Raw genomic sequence first — 19,054 nt, 5'->3', positions numbered from 1 at the left:
GGCTTCTACTCAGGTATGACAATCGTTGCGATGTTTCTGCTTTTTCGTTCAGGTGAAGGCTCGTTTTTCATTGCCTTCAAAATGATCTTTCCGATTTCTTGTGCCGTTTCCATATACTCCTCGTCTGAGAGATGGACATTTGCCACCCTGTAAGTAACGCCGTCCTTTACCAGGTCAGGCTTTTCTTTCTCTAAATAATTTTCATACATCCCCATAAGGTGAGTGGTAAAATGCATAAACATTTGGAGATGCTCCTCTTTTGTGAGATTGAGCAAATCCTCATGGGACTGAATGGCTGGTTCATTCAGCGCATATACTTTCTCAACTGTTCCTCTGATCTGATTTTCCTGAACCACAGAAATGATGTTTGCTTCAAGAAGCTTATTCAGATGTCTATATAACGTAGCCTGTGGAACATCTTGAGTCCGTTCAGCCAGCTGATGCACCGTCATCGTTTTTCCATTTAAAAGGGACTGGACAATTTTTAACCGGACAGGATGAAGAATCAAGTCCATTTTTCTCTTCACTTAAAAACCCTCCAACTTTTATTATCAATTTTAATAATAATATACAAAGTGATAATATTCAACTTATTTTTTCCAATTTTTATCTTTTTATTAAACTCTGAAACCCTTATAATGAAGAAAAAATGAAGAGAGATGAATCCGGTGAATTCTTTTTTCAGCACAGCCTATGATCAGAATCCCTTCTCGTTATTTTCTCCAGCTCATCTTGCAGGACTTGGTTTTCTGCTCCTGTTGCTTGCCGGTATGTATGCGATGCGGCATACACTCCTCCAAAAGGAATGGAATTTGGGGTTCAGACTTCTGCTTGCAGGGACCGGAGTGCTGTTTGAAGCCGCCTACCATATCTGGCTCCTTTGGAATGGAACGTGGAAGGCCGCCTATACCCTGCCGCTTGAACTGTGCAGCATGAGTCTGTTTTTGTGCATCATCCTGCTGATCACAAAAAACAGACGTATTTTTGAAATCGTGTATTTCATCGGAATTGCAGGCGCAGGACTTGCGCTCCTGACCCCTGAACTTAACTACAGCTTCCCACATCTCCGCTATTTCCATTTCTTCCTGACCCATTCCGTCATCATGATGACCTGCTTCTTTTTTGTATGGACGGAGGGATATCAGGTCACGTTCAAGTCGGTTTTTAAAACGATGGGCTTTCTGAATATAGCCGCTGTCTGTATCTTTTTCGTCAATCGCGCTCTTGGAGGAAATTATATGTTCCTCTCGCAAAAGCCTGTGAACCCGACACCGATTGATTTCCTCGGACCGTATCCGTGGTATCTTCTGTCTCTTGAGGCTGTTGCGTTTTGCCTGTTTGTGCTTCTTGTCCTTCCGTTTTACACTGAAAAAATGAAAGACAGCAAGGCAGAAAGATCTATGTAATCAAAAAAGAGAAGTGACCGAAATCACTTCTCTTCTGTATGCTTAAGCACATCCTCTATTACATCAAGCGCATCTTCTTCTGAAAATTCTTTATCCAGGATAAACTCCAGCCGGTAGGAGCCGCCGTCTGCATTAAAATTAGCAAACACATACTTTCCGTCCGACTCGGAGTATTGAATCTTTTCTCCATCAACTTCCCGTTCTTCATTCTTGTCTATATCTATTTTATAGGTGCTGTATGTCAGGGTGAACTGTCTTTTTCCATTGTAAGGCCCGTAAAGAGCTTTGATTTCTTCATTCGCCGCCACTTCTTCCAGCTTCCCAAGCTTGCTGCCATAAGATAGTACAAGATCCTTTTTTTTCGTTTCCATGCCAGCCGGCGGATAAATAACAGCAGCATGCGTCACCGGGTAGTCACCAAACTCCGGGACATAGATGTCTTTTCCGAATTCTTTTTGGATATCACTCTTAACGTCTTTCGGCACGGCATTCGCTTCAAGCGAACATCCTCCCGAGAGCAGTGCAGCAGCAATAACAAAAAATGCGCCAAGTTTTTTCATGTTACGTCCCCCTTTTTTTATGTAATACGCTCAGAGGGTTCCATAAGTTTCAATTTTTTAACATTTTTCAAATGTGTGCCTGTTGGTTAAGAACGCTCGCTTCGGTTTTTCTCTCCATCTCTTTTTTCACCAGAAAAAGAACCGGAATACCAGAAAGGGTCACAAGCATGAGGCAGCTGAAGACGGCCGCCGGACTGCTTATTCCATATGCATCAAGCAGGACACCGCCAATCCAGGGGCCGATGACATTTCCAAGCTGGGTAAAGCCCATGGCTCCAAAGTACGTTCCCTTCATTTCAGGGTTTGACAGTTCATCAATCAGGACGTCCATCATGGAAAAGAGCAGAACCTCTCCTACTGTAAACAAAATCACGACCAGTGCAATAAGCCAGATGCTGTGCGCGAATGCAAAACTGAACAGGCTGAGTCCGACAAGCAAGTTCCCTAGAATAATAGAGAAAATAGGCGGATGATTCTTGGCCGCTCTTACAATCGGATATTGAATCAGCAGCACTGTGACGGCGTTTAGAGACAGCAGGATCGAAAATGTTTTAGCCCCGTCTTTAATGTCAGGCGACATCGCAAAAAATTGTGGCAGCGTCGAGGTCAGCTGGGAAAATCCGGTGATGCACAGGATGATGCCGACCAGGGACAGGAGCAGCAATTTATCTTTTCTTGTCACGTGCACGGCTTCTCTAAAAGATATCCGCGCAGCCTCCTTCGTTTCCGTTTTATGTGATGTTTTCATGAACGTAATCAGAAGGGAGAATCCGTACAGAGCATAGATAATCGCGGCTATAAAAAACGGCGACGTTGTTTTTGCCGAACCTAAATAAATGCCGAGCAGCGGCCCGAAAACGACTCCCACATTGATTGCAGCGTACCTTAAATTGAAGATAAGAAGCCTGTTTTTCTGTTCTGTCAGATCGGATAAAAGGGCTCTTGAAGTTGGCTCAAAGACGGAGCGGCATACTCCGTTCAGCGCATTCATAATGAAAAATGCGAGAACTGTATCTGCAGCGCCAAAGCCAATAAAGACGAAGACCCATCCGAAAATAGATGTGATCAGCACTTTTTTCCTGCCCAGTTTGTCTGACAGATATCCGCCGTAAAAACTTGATAAAATGCCGGCTAGCGAGCTTACGGCGATAATCGTCCCGGTCATAGCGGCCGATACGCCCTTCACCTGAGTTAAATAGATAGCTAAAAATGGAAGACTCATTGATGTGGCCATGCGCCCGAAAATGGTTCCGATCAGGATGTTCCAGCCGAGCGGATGAACGTGTTTAAGCTGCTTCATTTCTGTATCCTCCGTCCTGTAATAAGAGAAAGTTTACCACAATTTCACAGTTTTCGAATCCTTAAATGGAACGAAGAATCTCATTCTTAAGTAGGAGATTCTATGCCCAGTATCGAATCGTACTGAGAAAGGGTTTTCATTTTTAAAGGAGGAATGAGGATGTCAGAACGTTATCCCGTATTAGAAGGAGCAGAACCATTTTACTTTGAAGGCAATTCGATCGGAATTCTCGTATCGCATGGATTTACCGGCTCCACCCAGAGCATGCGTCCTCTTGGCGAGGCATATGCGAAAGCCGGATACACCGTATGCGGTCCGAGGCTCAAAGGACATGGCACGCACTACGAGGAAATGGAAGGAACCACATATGAGGATTGGACCGCTTCTGTAGAAGAAGGCTACCAGTGGCTTAAAGACCGCTGCAGCACCATTTTCGTCACCGGCTTGTCCATGGGCGGCACCCTGACACTCTACCTTGCCCAAAAGCACCCGGAAATCAAAGCGATTATACCGATCAACGCAGCGGTCGACATCCCGACAATGGCAGGCGCCCAGCAGATTCAGGCCCGCTTTCTCGATGCCATCGGATCTGACATTAAGAATCCTGCCGTTACCGAGCTTGCTTACGATAAAACGCCTGTTCAATCCATAAAAGAAATTAATAAGCTTATGGCGCTTGTGAGACAAAACTTACATGAAATCAAATGCCCGGCACTCGTTTTTGTATCAACAGAAGACCACGTTGTTCCGCCGGATAACTCCAGACTCATCATGGATGAAATCTCTTCTGAGCATAAAAAAATGATTGTGCTTGAAAACAGCTACCATGTGGCAACACTTGACCATGATCAGCCAATCATCATTGATCAGACGCTTAAGTTTATCGAGCATGTATTGAATCAGACGGCTGTTTAGGAAGGCTGGATGTTGCGGAGAGCAGGCGGCTTTCGTGACTTTTTCCGGCTTAAGGATTAGATCATGCTTTAGGACCCTTCAGTAGGCTTGAGCCGGATTGGAGGGTTTTTTCTTGTTGTTTTATGACACTTCACACTACTCTGGCTGGGCTAAAGGGGTATTTCACACTGGCTTATGACCCTTCGCATCGCTCTGGCCGGGCTGAAGGGTCAATTCCTTCTTCCTTATGACCCTTCACATCACTACGGCTAGGCTGAAAGGTCATTTCTTACTTCCTTATGACCCTTCACATCATTACGGTTGCACTGAAGGGTCCATTCGCACTTACTTATAACCCTTCACATCACTACAGCTGCACTTAAGGGTCAATTCTCACTTACTTATAACCCTTCACATCACTCCGTCTGCACTAAAGGGTCAATTTCCACTTACTTATAACCCTTCACATCACTACAGCTGCACTAAAGGGTCATTTCTCACTTCTTTACAACCCTTCACATCATTCCAGCAGCACTGAAAGGTCAATTTCTCATTTCCTTATGGCCCTTACCATGGTTTGTACTCTTTTTTTATTGCCGTTTTCAGGAAGCAAACGGTACAATGAATGAATAGCAAGGGCGATTCGGGTATGATTACATTTAGGAGGATCTGCCTCTCTTAACAGAAGTCATTTTTTTCAGTAGAAATTAAGATTCATAACAAAACAGAAATAGAGGTTTTGATGCATGGAATGGATATACAATTTTCTTTTTAGTGCTGTTTTTGCGGTTTACTTATTCATTAAAGCTCCGAAATACAATAAAAACAGGTGGCTGTGGGCCGTACTTGGTTATTTCTTTACCATTTTCGCTCTATGCGCTTTCTTTATCCGGACCGGCAGAAAAAAACTTGGATGGATTCTCATAAGCATCATTGTGCTGCTGACTATTGTTGGAGCATTTCTTATCTTCGGGATCCTGTTTTTTTTTCGGATCGCTTAAAGGATAAAAACCAGCAAGCTCAATCATACCTGAGCTTGCTGGTTGCTTTTAAATCCACGCTCCTCCAGCACCATAACTTTAAAAATAACCCTCTCTTTCTCAAACCTTACCGCTTCTTTAAAGCCCGCTTTCTCATATACGCGTGAAGCCCTCTCATTAAAGGAGGCTACTGTCAGCCGCAGCGGGGTATTCGGAAAGCCTGCTCTTGCCTGATTGAGAATATAGGCAAAAAAAGCAGATCCCTGCCCTTTTCCGGTTAAGTGAGGATTCATGCCAAGTCCGATATCGATCATGTTTCCAGCATAGATTTGAGCCATATATCTGCTTGGAACCTGAGCCGTGATGCCGAAACAGAAAAAGCCCGCTGTCTCCCCCGCTTTGTTCTTCATTGCATAGTAGGGATGTGTAAGCATTCCATGAATGTTCTCTTCGCTTACATCCATATTATAAAAGTCATACGGTGCCTCATAGCGCCACCCCAGAATTTCAGCAGCCGTCTGGCGGTCCACTTTTTCAATAAAAACATCCATATTCCGCTTCCCCCGTCCGAACTCTTGGTTTTAATGAAGTTCTTATACCATCAGTCTATTTTACTCATTAACAGAGAATGACGGACACTGTGTGAAAACCGAAAAGACCAGCCGTTTTCCGGTTGGTCTTTTCGACTGACTCTTAATGCTCTTTAAATACCGGCTCCATTTCAAATGAAAAGCTGATGCTCTTCTCATTCAGCTGATAGTTTTCAGCAAGCGCAGGCCCGCATGCTCCTGAGCCGACACCGCTCATTTTGTAATCAATATACACCCATGTTCTGCTGTTGTCTTCTTGTAATTGATGATCATGTGAAGTAGCCGTCAACTCTGCAAGAGCATACCTGGAAACATTAAATGAGAAGCCTTCATTTGAAGAAAACTTCATCCCCATCCCAAGTTCATTGGACACAATCGCCCAGTCTGTTCCGTAGCGTGAGCCGTTCTCCTGCGGATAAATGTACTGCTCGTGCATGCCTTGAACGGTTGTGAGATACCTGCCTTTCCGTACGGATGACTTCATATCCATATAGCTTTCGTGCGGTCCGTTTCCGAAATACTCCACTTCATCGTTCCCTTTTGGCATTGGGATCTCAAGACCGAATCTCGGAAGATAAGGAACTGCACCGTTTACATCAGCCTGACAGGTAACGGCAATGGCTCCGCTGCTGTGCACCTTCCAGTTTGCTGTTCCTTTTACCACCGGAAAACGGCTGAATGCACTTAATGAAAAATGGACCTGCAGTTCAATCAAGCTTTCATCTTCCTGCACAACTTCCGCCTTGTATGTGTGCATATTCAGCTTGTCAAAACCATGTTTCTTCCACTCTTGTAAAATTGGTGCATCATTATCAATCGGAGCTCTCCAAGCAGTAAAGGACGGAATTCCAGCAAGGCATTCATAGTCATTGAGCGACACTTTTTCAAATTGGCCGGATTCCAGATTGAAGACATAGGTGAAATCGAGACCTGAAATCACAAGGCTATTGCCGTTTTTTTCTGTTTTGAGAGGATGCTTTCCTGGTCGTTTTTCCGGTACCTGCCTGATGACCGGCAGGAGAAACTGTTCAAAACCGAGTTCATGGCCTTTCTCAGCCCATGGTGCTGTCTTTTTCTGAAGGAGGGAAACTGTCAGGTAATAGCTGCTGACAGATGCTTCTGGAACGTCATAAGGAATCTGAATGACTTTTGATGCTTTCGGATGAAGGTCCAGGTCATAGATGACATTCTGCTGAACCACTTCACCGTCCCTTTCCACCATCCACTGAATCTCATAATCTGAGAGATTGGTAAAGTCAAACAGGTTCGTTACTTCAACCAACCCTTCTTCGGCGCTCTTCATTTTAAATCGAACCGGTTTATACACGGCCTTTATTTCCTTCAGGCCGGTTGAAGGGGTCCTGTCAGGCTTAACGAGTCCATCTATGCAGAAATTCCCGTCATGAATGGTTTCGCCGAAATCCCCGCCATAGGCATACGACACGTTTCCTCTGTCGTCTGTTCTGCTGATTCCATGGTCATTCCATTCCCAGATGCATCCGCCCATGAGCTTTGGATACTTGTAAATCAGCTCCCAGTAGTCCGCCGCATCTCCAGGACCGTTTCCCATGGCATGCGAGTATTCGCATAAAAACATCGGCTTTGTCTTGCTTTCATTTTTGGCATATTCCTCTACATACTGAAGGGTAGGGTACATTCTGCTTTCCATATCAAGAGCTTCTGTATTTTCATGCCCTTTATATCCTTCTGCGGCACTTTCGTAATGTGTGAGCCTTGTTGCATCTCTTTTCTTCGCCCATTCCGCCATTTTTATATGATTGATCCCGTATCCTGCCTCATTTCCGAGTGACCAAATGATGACAGAAGGATTGTTTTTATCTCTCTCGACCAGCCTTTCCATACGGTCCAAAAAGGCAGCCTGCCAGTCCTCCTGTTTACTGAGCCAGTGAATATCACCCGCTTCTCCTGCACCATGGCATTCAAGATCCGCTTCATCAATGACATAAAAACCAAGCTGGTCGCAAAGGGTCAAAAATCTTGGATCATTCGGATAATGCGAAGCTCTGACAGTGTTCATATTATGTTTTTTCATGAGCAGCAAATCTTTTTTCATATGATTCAGAGGAATTGTATGGCCTAGTTTCGGATGAGAATCATGGCGGTTCACACCCTTTAATTTGACTGCTTCATTATTAATCTTAAAGACTCCGTCTTCAACCGTGATCCGCCGGAATCCAATATGAAAATGGAGGACCTCTTCTCCGCTCTTCACATAAAGATCATACAGGACAGGATTTTCAGCATTCCAGAGAGCAGGACTGTCCACAGTCATGCTTAATGATTCAGTTCCTTTTATTTCCCTGGCTATATGACCGACTGTTTCCCCTCTTTCATCCTTCAGCAGAACCTCTGTATGGCAGCGTCCCTTCGCCGTTAGATCGATCTGAAGCTCTCCCTGAGTGAGGTCTTCAGATAAGACAGCCCTGTTGAACACATCCTGTATGCGGGATACATCCCGGCTGAGCAAGTAAACGTCTCTGAAAATTCCTGTATACCTCCACATATCCTGATCTTCAAGATAACTTCCGTCGCACCACTTCAGGACAACGGCAGTCAGTCTGTTACTTCCATCTTTCAAATAAGGAGTGATGTTAAACTCGGCAGGCATTCTGCTACCCTGGCTGTATCCGGCAAATGTCCCGTTTACATATAAATAAAAGCAGGCGCTGACTCCTTCAAAAACGATGAATTGTTCTTTGCTTTCACTGAGGTCAGATATCTGAATGTCCTTTACGTAAATTCCCGCCGGATTCTCATTCGGAACGTGCGGAGGATCAAACGGAAAGGGGTACCTAACGTTTACATACTGCATCTGATCATAGCCGTTTGTCTGCCAGCATGATGGAACCAGCAGGCGGTCCCAGTCCGAAACATCTATTCCGTTTGAAACATGCTCATCCTTAATGTCATTAACATTTGAAAAATAACTGAATTTCCATTCCCCATTCAGGAGGCGAAAGTGATCTGAAAGATGGCGGTTTCTGCTTTTTGCGCGCTCATCATGGTAAGGTATGTAATACGCTCTCGGTTTTTCACGGTTTATCTGAAGAATTTGAGGGTTTTCCCATACTTTTTCAAGGGTCATATCAGATGCCTCTTTCTGCTGTATTTTTGATTGACTGAAAAGAGCTATCCCCGTTATCGGCAGCGGATAGCTCTTTTCCTATTTCTTTAGATTATGCCGGTTTCCTTTATTCTTCAGGCAAATGCTTCTTCTTTTTTAAAATAAACAGGTTTACCTGTTTTGGCCGATTCGTAGATGGCTTCGAGAATTTCGCTCACGCGGAGAGCTTCTTCCGGTTTTACAAGAGGCTCCCTGTCTTCCAAAATGGCCTCTATCCACATTCTTGCTTCTCTGTCCTGAGGTTCTTCTGTCTCCCCTTCAAAGAAAGCGACCGATCCGTCATTCAGTTCAGGTTTTTTCATAAAGAACTTTCCAAATTCTTCTCCGTTAATTCTGAGGCCGTCCTTCATATCGGCACCGCCTTCTGTCCCGCAGAGAGTTGTCTGTCCTTCGCCAATATCCAGCGTGTTTAAAGCCCAGCTTGATTCAAGCACAATGGTTGCCCCATTTTCCATGGTGATAAATCCGAATGCCGAGTCTTCCACTTCATATTCTTCCTGTTTCCATGCACCGAATATATTTGCTTCGCTTGTACGGCCGTCCCATGCTTTGTATGTATTGCCGACCACATATTTCACGTCGTAATTATTTAACAGCCACAGCGTCAGGTCCAGAGCATGCGTACCGATATCAATGAGCGGTCCCCCGCCTTGTTCTTCTTTGTTTAAAAAGATTCCCCAGGTCGGCACTGCCCGTCTTCTGACCGCATGTGCTTTTGCGTAATAAACGTCCCCAAGCTGGCCCGATTCGCATACTTTCTTCAAATGCAGACTGTCATCCCGGTATCTGTTCTGATAGCCGACCGTCAGTTTTTTTCCGGTTCTTTTTGCTGCCTCTACCATTGCTCTAGCCTCATCAGCCGTTTTTGCCATCGGCTTTTCGCACATGACATGTTTGCCGGATTCAAGGGCATCAATTGTAATAAAAGAATGCGATTTATTTGGCGTGCAGACATGCACAACATCCAGCTCTTCTTTTAGGAGCTCTTTATAATCCGTAAATACTTTCGCTCCTGCTGTTCCGAACGTTTCAGCAGCGTCTTGTGCACGGCTTTCAACCAGGTCGCAAAAAGCGGTCAGTTCCACATTTTTTTGTTTTGAAAGAGCAGGGAGGTGTTTTTGAGTTCCAATTCCCCCGCATCCAATGATTCCAACCTTAAGAATTTTGTTTGACATCGTGTTTTCCTCCAGTTCAAGTTTGGTTCGTTACAGTTTTTCAGCCTTTTACAGAAGAACCAAGCGCTCCCTCTTTCAGCTGTCTTGCAAAAATAAAGGTGAAGATAATGATTGGAATAACGGAAGCAACCGAAATGCCCATCAGGAAATTCTGTTTGATTGCCTGGGATTCGCTCATGTTGAAGATCGCCACATTCAAGGTCCAGAGTGAAGCCTGCTTAGTTGAAATAAAATACCAGAAGAAATCGGACCAGCCTGCAATAAACGCCTGAATGGCAATAAGCGAAATGATTGGCTTTGAGATGGGCATGCAGATTTTCGTAAAGATATAAAATTCTCCTGCCCCGTCCATTCTTGCCGCCTCAAACAAGCTGTGCGGGATTCTTTGGAAAAATGCCTTGTACAAAAGAATATAAAACGGTGACGGCACAAGCCACGGAACAAGCATCGCCCAATAGTTGTCATACATTCCCGCACTTTTCATGAGAATGAGCTGTGGCACCATAATGCTGACGAACGGAATCATCATCGTGATCAGGAAAAACATCGTCACGGCGTCTGATGTTTTTTTCTTCAGGAGTCTCGCAAGCGGATAGGCTGTCAGGGCCGGCAGGAATACCTGGCACAAAATGGCCCAAACCGTTGTCAGAAACGTATTGAATGCGAAGGCGAAAAGTCCGTATTTTGCAACGGCTTCTGAATCACTGAACATGTATTTAGGCAGCGTAAAGTAGTAGGCATATTTTTCAATGACCTGCATCCATGAATACGTAACTCCAACATTTGCAAGCTCGCCTTTCAGCGGATATTTCTCTTTAAAGTTTTCGCTTACTGACTGAACGAGACCGGATTCATTTTCACTTTTCTCTATGTTTTCACCCTGTATTCCGCCTGGATCAAATTCGTAGCCCATATTCTCCATGAACTGTTTGTAGCGGTCTTTTCCAAGGAGAACTTTTGGCGTCGGGTTTGTTCGTTTGTAGACTCCATAATCATTTTCAAGTGCCAGCTTTGACGTATGGGCCTCGGAACGGAAGATGACTTTGCCATCCATTTTTCCAATAAAATCAATCTCTGTAATTCCTTCTTTTCTCTGTTCGATAAAGGTTGAGAAAATCGCCAGAGTCGCATCCTGAAGGATGGCATCTTCTAAATTGCCTTCATTTTTAAGAGAAGCAAGGTCCACTTCCAGCACAACATTTTTGCCCTTCTCGGGGAGGAACTGCGGCTTTGGTTTATAGATTGAAAATTCATCCTGCAGTGAAATGCTGAGCGCATAAAACAATGGAAAAAGAAGAGCCGCTATCATGATGACCGTTGCACTTACCGTCGCATATTGTGTCCAATTTCGCTTTTTCATTTGGCCCTCCTCTTTTAGTCTGCATCCGTTTTGCTGACTTTCAGCTGAATGAGTGTAATGATGGCAATGATGAGAAGCAAGACAGTTGATAATGCGCTGCCCTGTCCGTACTGGAATTGTTCATTGAACAGCTTGTAAATGTTCAGACCCAGTGAATTCGATGCCCCTGCAGGGCCGCCGTTTGTAAACTGGAATATGACATCCATAATCTGAAATGTGCCGATAACTGTCATGATCAGCTGAACAAGAATGATAAATTTGATATTTGGCAGAATGATATACCTGACTTTTTTCCATCCTGAACAGCCGTCAAGCTCTGCTGCTTCATAAATATCTTTCGGGACCCCAAGAATAGCTGCATAATACAGAAGCACGGATAATCCGCCTCCGAGTATTCCGGGAATCACGATGCACAGTTTGACAAGTTCAGGATCGCTGAGCCACGCCTGGTTTTCTAGACCGAACAAGCCGAAGATGTAGTTTGCCACCCCATATTCCGGATTCCAGATCCATCTCCAGATGACAATGATGACTGTGCCCGGAATAACTGCAGGCAGGATGTATAATGTCGAGAACCAGTTTTTCAGCTTTTTGCTTCTGATCTCATTTAAAATGACTGCCTGAATGATTGGAACCGGAAAACATAATAAAAGGGTCAGACCGAGATAGACAAGCGTATTTCCGAACGTGATGCCGAAATCCGGAGCTGTAAAGAGATTGATATAGTTCTGCAGGCCGACAAATTCCCCCGGCATGTCCTGGACGGTGACATTAAAAAAAGACCATGTAACGCTTGTGCCGATCGTGACGTATTTAAGCAATAGGGTTGCTAAGATACCAGGCAGCAGAAACAGCCATGGAACCACCCGCTTATTTGTGATGTATTCTCTTTTGTTTCGCTTCTTTGCCGCAATCAGGCTCTTGTTCAATTGAAGCGGCTGCTCAGGTGCAGCAGGCACCATTTCTGTATTGGACAATGCGTGCAAATTTCCCCCGTCTCTTGTTTTTGACAAGCCCCCACCCCGTTTCTTTAGTTCAGCTGCTGTAAGTTAATTCTTTGATATTTCTAGTATAGGAGTAAAAGAAAACGCTTACAATGACGCCATTTTAAGATTTGGTGCTCATTTTAAAGGTATAGAAAACCGTTGAAAAAACGAAACAGCCGGACCTGTTTGGCCCGGCTGTGTTTTTACTTGATGGTTTTATTGTACTCTGGTATTGCCTGTTTATTGGCCTCTTTTTCAGCTTCTGCAAACACTTTTTCGATGTCGAGATCTGTATCTACAAACATTTTCTGCACGGCCTGGTCAATAAACTGCGATACAACCGATGACCCGTAGCATGATAATTTTCCGTTTCCTGAGGAGTTTTCCATCGCCTTCAGAATATCCGGAGCTGTGTCTGCAAAGTACTTATCTGTATCAATATCTGTGCGAGGAAGGGTATTTGTTAAGCTGAAGCCCTGATCCTGGAAGTATTCAATCTTTCCTTCATAGAACTTTTTGCTTGAAGCAAGTTCATAATACTTTGTCAAAGCGTCAATTTTTTCCTCTGGAACTTTTGAATGAATAACATAAGCTGAGCCGCCTACCTGTGTAGGGTTTACTCCAGCCGGTCCTTCCGGAATAGGAAGAACGCCGAAATCATCAGGATTCATGCCAAGCTGCACAAATTTCTTCACATCATCAATGCCGTGATAAATGATTGACGCTTTTCCTGAAGCAAAGTCCTGCTGAAGCTGATCAAGCTTGCTTGACATATCAGTCTGAATGGATTTGCTTTCTTTCAAATCACGGTAAAACTGTGCTGCTTTAATGACTGCAGGATCTGTAAAAGTTGGAATCAGTTCGCCGTCAGGACCTGCTTTCGTCAAATCTCCGCCAGCTCCCCATACAAACATATTAAACCACCAGTCAGCCCATTGGCCCCAGTTTAAAGCAAACCCGTACTGCCCGTCTTCAGGCTTTGTCAATTTTTCAGACGTTTTCATCAAGTCTTCCCATGTCCAGGATTCAGGAGGAGTGATGCCCGCTGCTTCAAAGTTTTTCTTATTGTAGAAGAAACCCATCGCGTATTCACCTGCAGGAAGGGCGTAGCGATTGCCATTCAGCTTGAATTTCTCCACCATGTCCTGGTTGATGTTCTTGTAGTCATCCCAGCTGTCAAAAAACTCATCCATCGGACGAAGTGCACCTGCATAAGCAAACTTTTCAATCTCTCCGTACGCAAGAATCAATACGTCTGGAGCCGTCCCGGACATCATGGCCGCCATCAGCTCGCCGCCTTCGCCCTCAGGCATTGTAACTAGTTTAATCGGGTGTTCCGGATACAGCTCATTGTACTCATCGACAACAGACTGCTCGTACTCGTCAAGACCATCTGGACCTACCCAGTATGTAAGCTCAAATCCCCCGTTTTTACCGCCGCTTTTTTTGCTGTCTGCTGATCCTGACGTTCCATTAGAACAGCCTGCGAGGCCTGCTGCAAGCAATAGTACAGCTGCCAAAATCATGATGATCCCCTTTTTCTTCAATACGTTCATCCCCCATTCCACCCCTTATAAACGTTGATACTCCAATTATAAGAAGGTGAGAAAGCGCTTACAATGGCACAAAATTAAGATTTGGTCCTCATTTTTAACGTTGTTGCTCTGCGGACATTTTCAAGAAAGGCTGTTCCTGTATTCCTTGGGCGTCATTCCTGTGAACAGTTTAAACACCTTTGAAAAGTGCTTTGAACTTTCATAGCCTACTAAACTGCTGACATCATAAATCCTGAGTGACAAATCTTTTAATAGGATTTTCGCCCTTTCCATTCTTACTTTCGAAATATAGTGCAGGATGTTTTCGCCTGTTTTATCTTTAAACAACGCGCTTAAATACGCTGGATGAACATAGACAACCTCTGCGAGCCTCTGCAGGCTGAGCTCATCCCCGAAATGGTCATGAATGTATTTTTTCACATGATGGATGATCGCATGGGACGAATCATTTTGTGAGCGCTGCAGAGACTGATGAAGCTTTTTAATAAAGGACTCGAGGTACTCCATCACCTCTCCTGCCGTCTGTTTCTTTAAAACGGTATACATAAATTCCCGTTCCATTTCACCGGTGATTGAATCAATGTGTGACCTGCTTTCAAGAAACTCTCTGACAAGTCTTAGCAGCTCCATGCTGATATCATAAAAAATACTCCTGTCTTCGCTGTTAATCCGTGCGTTTTCTTCAATCATCCCCCTGACATACTCCTGAAGATCAGTGAATTCCCCGTGATTTAAAAAGGCGATGATCTTTTCCTTTGCTTCTTCAGGCATATAGATATTCATCTTTTGCTTCTCCATCGCCTCATAATCAATGAACTTCTCATCTTCGAGGTAGTACCTGTAAGTGATGGCTTCTCCTGCCTCTCTGTATGATTGAGCGATCTTTTCGAGAGAATCATAGCTTTTGCCTATCCCCGCGGAGACTGCCGCCCCGGAGTTTCTCTCAAGCTCCTCTAAATGACCGGAAAGCTTCTGAATAATGCGGTCTTTGGAATCTGATGAGGCAAATATGGCAAGTTCAGACAGTCTGTTATTGAAAAGATAACAATAAGGGTGAGCTGAAATCATTTTCTGCAGGGAAGCTTCTATTTCTTCCTTGGAAAGAGAAATGGAATGCAGGTTCGTGATGTAGAGTCTGATGACAGTAAATGACTTGCCTCCGAATAAAAGGGACATTTCATCCAGTTTTGAATGCGTCAGGTCATAATGATTGGAAACCAGCTGATTCAGCAGCTGGCTGATCCGTGCGTTCCGGTAAAGCTTATGATTAATCATGTTCATCTTTTCTTTTGTGACAACATCTCTCAGTTTTTCGAAGGTTTCCTGCAGTTCATCGAATTGAACCGGTTTCGTCAAATAGTCAAACACTCCGAGTTTAAACGCTTCCTTCGCATAATTAAATTCTCCGTGTCCGCTCAGCAGCACAAATTTCAGCTGCTCATTTTGTTTCGCCGATTCCCTGACAAGATCAATTCCGTTTTTTTCATCCATGACGATGTCAGTCAGGACCACATCTGCTTCATTTGATTCAAGAAAATGAAGCGCATCTTCAGCAGAAGCAAGCGTCTGAACCGCTTCAAACCCCATGCCTTTCCAGTCAACGAATTCTCTTAAGCCTTCTCTCACAATTTTGTCATCATCGACAATGACTACTTTCAGCATGCGCCTTCCTCCTCTGTCAGTTGATCTTAATAATGGGCAGCCTGATTGTGACTTTTAATTTTTCTTCGTTTGATAGATTCACCTTAATACCGTATTCCTCTCCGAACAATAGACGTATTCGGTCATGGATATTTACAAGGCCGATGCTCCCTTTTTCATGTTCCGGATTCATGAGCTTGTTTTGGATATGCTCTGCTCTTTCTCTTGTGATGGATTTGCCGTTATTGCTGAACTCAATATAGAGAGCACCCTTCTCTTCTCTCATCATCAAGTGGATCGCTCCATTTTCGGATTGATGGATTTTCCCATGAATGACAGCGTTCTCAACTATTGGCTGAAAAATAAATTTCGGAATGTGCCAGCTTTCTATTTCCTCCGGCTCCATTTTTTTCTGGAGCGAGATCTCAGTGTCATGCAGCAGAGAAAGAATGCAGACATACTGTTCAATGTGCGCAAGCTCCTCATGGACTTTTACCAGTCCCTCATCTATTGAAATGTTATACCTGAGAAGCTTGGCAAATCCGCCGATTGTACTGCTTACGGGACCTGCTCCATTTTCCAGGCGCATTGTTTTCCATCTGATAATATCAAGCGTGTTGTAGATAAAATGAGGATTTATCTGCATCTGCAGTGCTTTAAGCTCTGCTTCCTTTCTTTTCAGTTTTTCGCTGTGATGCAGCTTTTCTATTTCAAGTTCTTTTTGTACAGCCCTGTTCACTTGCTTGACCATTGTGAGGAATTGCCTTCCCGCACTTCCGATCTCATCCTGATACGGATCATCGTACACCGTCACCACATTGTGCTCCCCAAAGCTTTTCATGGATTGCACAAGTTTTTTCAGCGGATTGTAAATGGTAGAGGTGACAAAAATACAAATGCCGGCTGACAGGATGAGGGCAATTGAAGTAAGGAGGAGAATACGGTTTCTGATTGTATGGGCATCCGCCATCAAATCGTCAACGTTCAACAGGCTGATCACTTTCCAGTCCCTTACACCGAGCTGGTCATATACAGCAATCCTGTTCCCCTTCTCAAGGGAAAATTCAGCAACCCCGACATCTTCTGAGTAAATGCGTTCCCAGATCTCTTCCGGATAATAGAGGAACGAATAATGATTGCTTAACGATGAGATAATGCCTTTCTGATCCGCAATGTACAAATCCTGATTAAACTGCTTTTTAAAATCCATCGATCCTGTTAAAAACGAGATGTCCACATTTAAAATGAGCAGACCAAGATATTCTTTTGAATCGGAAAGAACAGGGGTGGTTATCGTGAGATAGTTTCCAAGAGAAATGTTATTGCCCGTATAGTAAACTCCCGTTTCCCTTATCGTATTATGAAAGGCCGGCTGATAGGGGATGGACGCTCCCCTTTTGTATACTTGTGATTGTGCAAATTGAGCGGCATCAGCAAGACGCGCCCCTCTTTCCTCTCCCTCTATTGAGCGCTGAACATATTCATTCTCCTTCGTAACAATTTGCGCGTTTTTCACATAGGGATTGGAGAAAAAAGAATACAGCTTATCATTGATTTCAGCTTCCTTTTCCCGAAATTCTTCTGATTCCGGATCCAGTTCTTCAGCTGACTTTAAAGCAGCAGAGGCCTCCTGGGCAAATTCTGCTGCTCCTGACATGTACGAATCAAGTTCTTTATTGATCAGCCTTTTAACGGCTTCGACATTCTGTGAAACATAATTGATATTTGTTTCATAAATCCTGTCTTCGACAACATCATAAACAACCGTAATAATCACCGTGCTGAAAATAATAATCACGAGGAAAAAAGCCAGTAATAGCCTGTGAAAAATGGAAAGGCTGCGAACCTTTCCCGTTAGAGTGTTTGTCCGATTTTGAGGATTTTTGATAGTCTTCATGATTTAATAGTACCAATTTTCCGAAAGAATGGTAGATGAATTGATCCTATTTTCTGAAAAAAACCGCGCCTGAAAGGCACGGTTTTAAAAAAATCATATTAAAAGGATTTAGGAGCACTCTGGCCGATCAAGTATCGATCAGCAAGAATCCTCCTGTGATGAAGCTCATGACCTGCGATGATATAGGCGATGGCTCTCACAGAAACAGTCTGGCCGCAGGCAATCCCGGTCCGTTTCCAGTCTGGATCACCGAGTGTTTTAAACAGGAGAAGAGTGGCTTCTCTTACAACAAAAAGATTCTGCAGCAGGTCGTCCATGCTTACCTTGTTAAAATCAGCTTTCGCAACATACTCATTTTCGTCAAATCCCGGAAGCTCTGCAGCTTCCCCCCTTGCGATAGACAGCATGCGGTACGCCATGATCCGCTCAGTATCCGTTATGTGGCCGATGACTTCCTTGATGCTCCATTTTCCGGGAGCATACTTGAAGGTTCCTTCTTCTTCCGATAAGTCATTCAGCTGCTTTAACGTCTCTGAGATTTGGTGTTTCAGGTTATATTCAATATCACCTTCCGGAACAAGTCCGATATAGTCTTTATAATAGACCGGGAATTCATTTTGCTCTGGGCGAGTATTCATCGTCTTCATCCTTTTCTTTTTCTAAAATTGCACCTGATAATAATCCTGGACATGAAATGCTTTAAATCCGCATGATTCATAGAGTCTCAGAGCATGTTCATTTTCAGCTTCCACTTCCAGAAAAACAGGAAAGCCTGCCCCTGTTTCTTTTAAGACAATTTTCTTCAGTGTGTCTCTCCCAATACCCTTTCCCTGATAGTCTGGAAGAACGGCAAAGCCATAAATCCACGCTTCTCCTGAAGAATGGGAGACGCGAAGCTTTCCGACCGATTTACCCTTATATTCAATAATGATAAAATCCTGATTTTCTTCTCTTTTAAGAGAACGATTATAGGGACCTGCTTCGTGTTCAAGGAATCCAAAACAAAGAACATCAAGCTGTGTCTCAAGCGTTAAATCTTCAGGCTCAGAAGGCCTCAGACTGACGAGATTATCTTCTTCAAGCGGCGTTTCAGCCCATTTCATCTGGTATTCAGAAATAGAATATGTGCAAGGCATGATTTTCAATAATTCCTTTGCAGCCTGTGATTCAGCCGGAGCGTTTAAGAGAATCTCTCTATAGGTATCTTTGCAGTGAGCGAGCGCCTGATTCAGCATGCGGGTAAAAATGCCCTTTCTGCGGAAAGAAGGCTTCACCATCCCGCACAGCTCTGCTTTGCTCCCAAAGCCATAAATTCCAAGGAAAGCAGCAAGTACCCCGTCCTCGTAATGCAGAAGGTGTTCATCTCCCCCGCTTTTCAGCATATCCCAGTTCAGCTTCAACTGAATGCTGTCAAGCTCCTCGCATTCTGACTGAAGCTCCTTTATTTCCTTTAATTGCGTCTCTGTAAGCATGTAAATCCTCCGCTGTATAAATATTTTCACTAAAAGTATTCTGTATCACTACCGAAAATTCCTTTTTCATGAACAGGAAGGAAATAGCGGAT

General features: G+C 44.0%; 16 protein-coding genes. 2 read left to right on the top strand and 14 right to left on the bottom strand.

The genetic code is table 11. From position 1 onward, the window contains the following. Nucleotides 1–5: 5 nt before the first annotated feature. Nucleotides 6–527 carry a helix-turn-helix domain-containing protein gene (locus tag AZ46_RS00855; RefSeq protein WP_081870101.1) on the bottom strand — a complete coding sequence of 174 codons (522 nt, stop codon included), beginning with the start codon at nucleotides 525–527 and terminating at the stop codon, nucleotides 6–8. Between the two features lie 141 nt (nucleotides 528–668). Between AZ46_RS00855 and AZ46_RS00850 the strand changes: the two genes are divergently transcribed. Next, a complete protein-coding gene (locus AZ46_RS00850) occupies nucleotides 669–1,406 on the top strand; it encodes a YwaF family protein (protein WP_161781188.1) in 738 nt (245 codons plus the stop codon). A gap of 23 nt (nucleotides 1,407–1,429) precedes the next feature. On the opposite strand, the gene AZ46_RS00845 is transcribed toward AZ46_RS00850, so the two are convergent. Together AZ46_RS00845 and AZ46_RS00840 are read right to left on the bottom strand one after the other, a co-directional pair. Beyond that, nucleotides 1,430–1,966, bottom strand: a complete 537-nt coding sequence (locus AZ46_RS00845; protein ID WP_029282414.1) for a hypothetical protein — start codon at nucleotides 1,964–1,966, stop codon at nucleotides 1,430–1,432. A 67-nt stretch (nucleotides 1,967–2,033) separates the two neighbouring features. Continuing rightward, nucleotides 2,034–3,266 (bottom strand): MDR family MFS transporter, encoded by a 1,233-nt coding sequence (locus AZ46_RS00840; protein WP_029282416.1) that lies wholly within the window; start codon nucleotides 3,264–3,266, stop codon nucleotides 2,034–2,036. Between the two features lie 159 nt (nucleotides 3,267–3,425). Here AZ46_RS00840 and AZ46_RS00835 point away from each other — a divergent pair, with 159 nt between their 5' ends. Then, nucleotides 3,426–4,181: an alpha/beta hydrolase gene (locus AZ46_RS00835; protein WP_029282418.1), complete on the top strand. Its 756-nt coding sequence runs from the start codon at nucleotides 3,426–3,428 to the stop codon at nucleotides 4,179–4,181. A gap of 851 nt (nucleotides 4,182–5,032) precedes the next feature. On the opposite strand, the gene AZ46_RS21820 is transcribed toward AZ46_RS00835, so the two are convergent. From AZ46_RS21820 to AZ46_RS00785, 11 genes are all read right to left on the bottom strand, one after another. After that, nucleotides 5,033–5,188 (bottom strand): hypothetical protein, encoded by a 156-nt coding sequence (locus tag AZ46_RS21820; protein ID WP_161781187.1) that lies wholly within the window; start codon nucleotides 5,186–5,188, stop codon nucleotides 5,033–5,035. Further along, nucleotides 5,185–5,691 carry a GNAT family N-acetyltransferase gene (locus tag AZ46_RS00830; protein ID WP_029282420.1) on the bottom strand — a complete coding sequence of 169 codons (507 nt, stop codon included), beginning with the start codon at nucleotides 5,689–5,691 and terminating at the stop codon, nucleotides 5,185–5,187. Before AZ46_RS00830 ends, AZ46_RS21820 begins: the two co-directional genes overlap by 4 nt. A 142-nt stretch (nucleotides 5,692–5,833) precedes the next feature. Continuing rightward, on the bottom strand, nucleotides 5,834–8,836 hold the full coding sequence (locus AZ46_RS00825; RefSeq protein WP_029282422.1) for a glycoside hydrolase family 2 TIM barrel-domain containing protein: 3,003 nt from the start codon (nucleotides 8,834–8,836) through the stop codon (nucleotides 5,834–5,836). A gap of 113 nt (nucleotides 8,837–8,949) precedes the next feature. Then, on the bottom strand, nucleotides 8,950–10,050 hold the full coding sequence (locus tag AZ46_RS00820) for a Gfo/Idh/MocA family protein (protein WP_029282424.1): 1,101 nt from the start codon (nucleotides 10,048–10,050) through the stop codon (nucleotides 8,950–8,952). A 40-nt stretch (nucleotides 10,051–10,090) separates the two neighbouring features. Continuing rightward, entirely contained in the window at nucleotides 10,091–11,410 is a 1,320-nt protein-coding gene (locus AZ46_RS00815) for a carbohydrate ABC transporter permease (RefSeq protein WP_051826969.1), read from the bottom strand. A gap of 14 nt (nucleotides 11,411–11,424) precedes the next feature. Further along, nucleotides 11,425–12,423, bottom strand: coding sequence for a carbohydrate ABC transporter permease (locus AZ46_RS00810; RefSeq protein ID WP_203289792.1), 999 nt, complete (start codon nucleotides 12,421–12,423; stop codon nucleotides 11,425–11,427). 176 nt (nucleotides 12,424–12,599) lie between these two features. Next, nucleotides 12,600–13,952, bottom strand: a complete 1,353-nt coding sequence (locus tag AZ46_RS00805) for an extracellular solute-binding protein (protein ID WP_029282429.1) — start codon at nucleotides 13,950–13,952, stop codon at nucleotides 12,600–12,602. A 120-nt stretch (nucleotides 13,953–14,072) separates the two neighbouring features. Next, nucleotides 14,073–15,614 (bottom strand): response regulator, encoded by a 1,542-nt coding sequence (locus AZ46_RS00800; RefSeq protein WP_029282431.1) that lies wholly within the window; start codon nucleotides 15,612–15,614, stop codon nucleotides 14,073–14,075. A gap of 16 nt (nucleotides 15,615–15,630) precedes the next feature. Then, on the bottom strand, nucleotides 15,631–17,490 hold the full coding sequence (locus AZ46_RS00795; protein ID WP_029282433.1) for a sensor histidine kinase: 1,860 nt from the start codon (nucleotides 17,488–17,490) through the stop codon (nucleotides 15,631–15,633). Nucleotides 17,491–17,588: 98 nt separating this feature from the next. Further along, nucleotides 17,589–18,128 carry a DinB family protein gene (locus AZ46_RS00790; protein WP_029282435.1) on the bottom strand — a complete coding sequence of 180 codons (540 nt, stop codon included), beginning with the start codon at nucleotides 18,126–18,128 and terminating at the stop codon, nucleotides 17,589–17,591. Nucleotides 18,129–18,149: 21 nt separating this feature from the next. After that, nucleotides 18,150–18,962 (bottom strand): GNAT family N-acetyltransferase, encoded by an 813-nt coding sequence (locus AZ46_RS00785; RefSeq protein WP_029282437.1) that lies wholly within the window; start codon nucleotides 18,960–18,962, stop codon nucleotides 18,150–18,152. Nucleotides 18,963–19,054: the final 92 nt, after the last annotated feature.

This window comes from Metabacillus indicus LMG 22858, assembly GCF_000708755.2.
GTDB lineage: Bacteria > Bacillota > Bacilli > Bacillales > Bacillaceae > Bacillus_P > Bacillus_P indicus.
The sequence above is the reverse complement of the archived record's forward strand: the minus strand, read 5'-3'. Positions and strand labels throughout refer to the sequence as shown.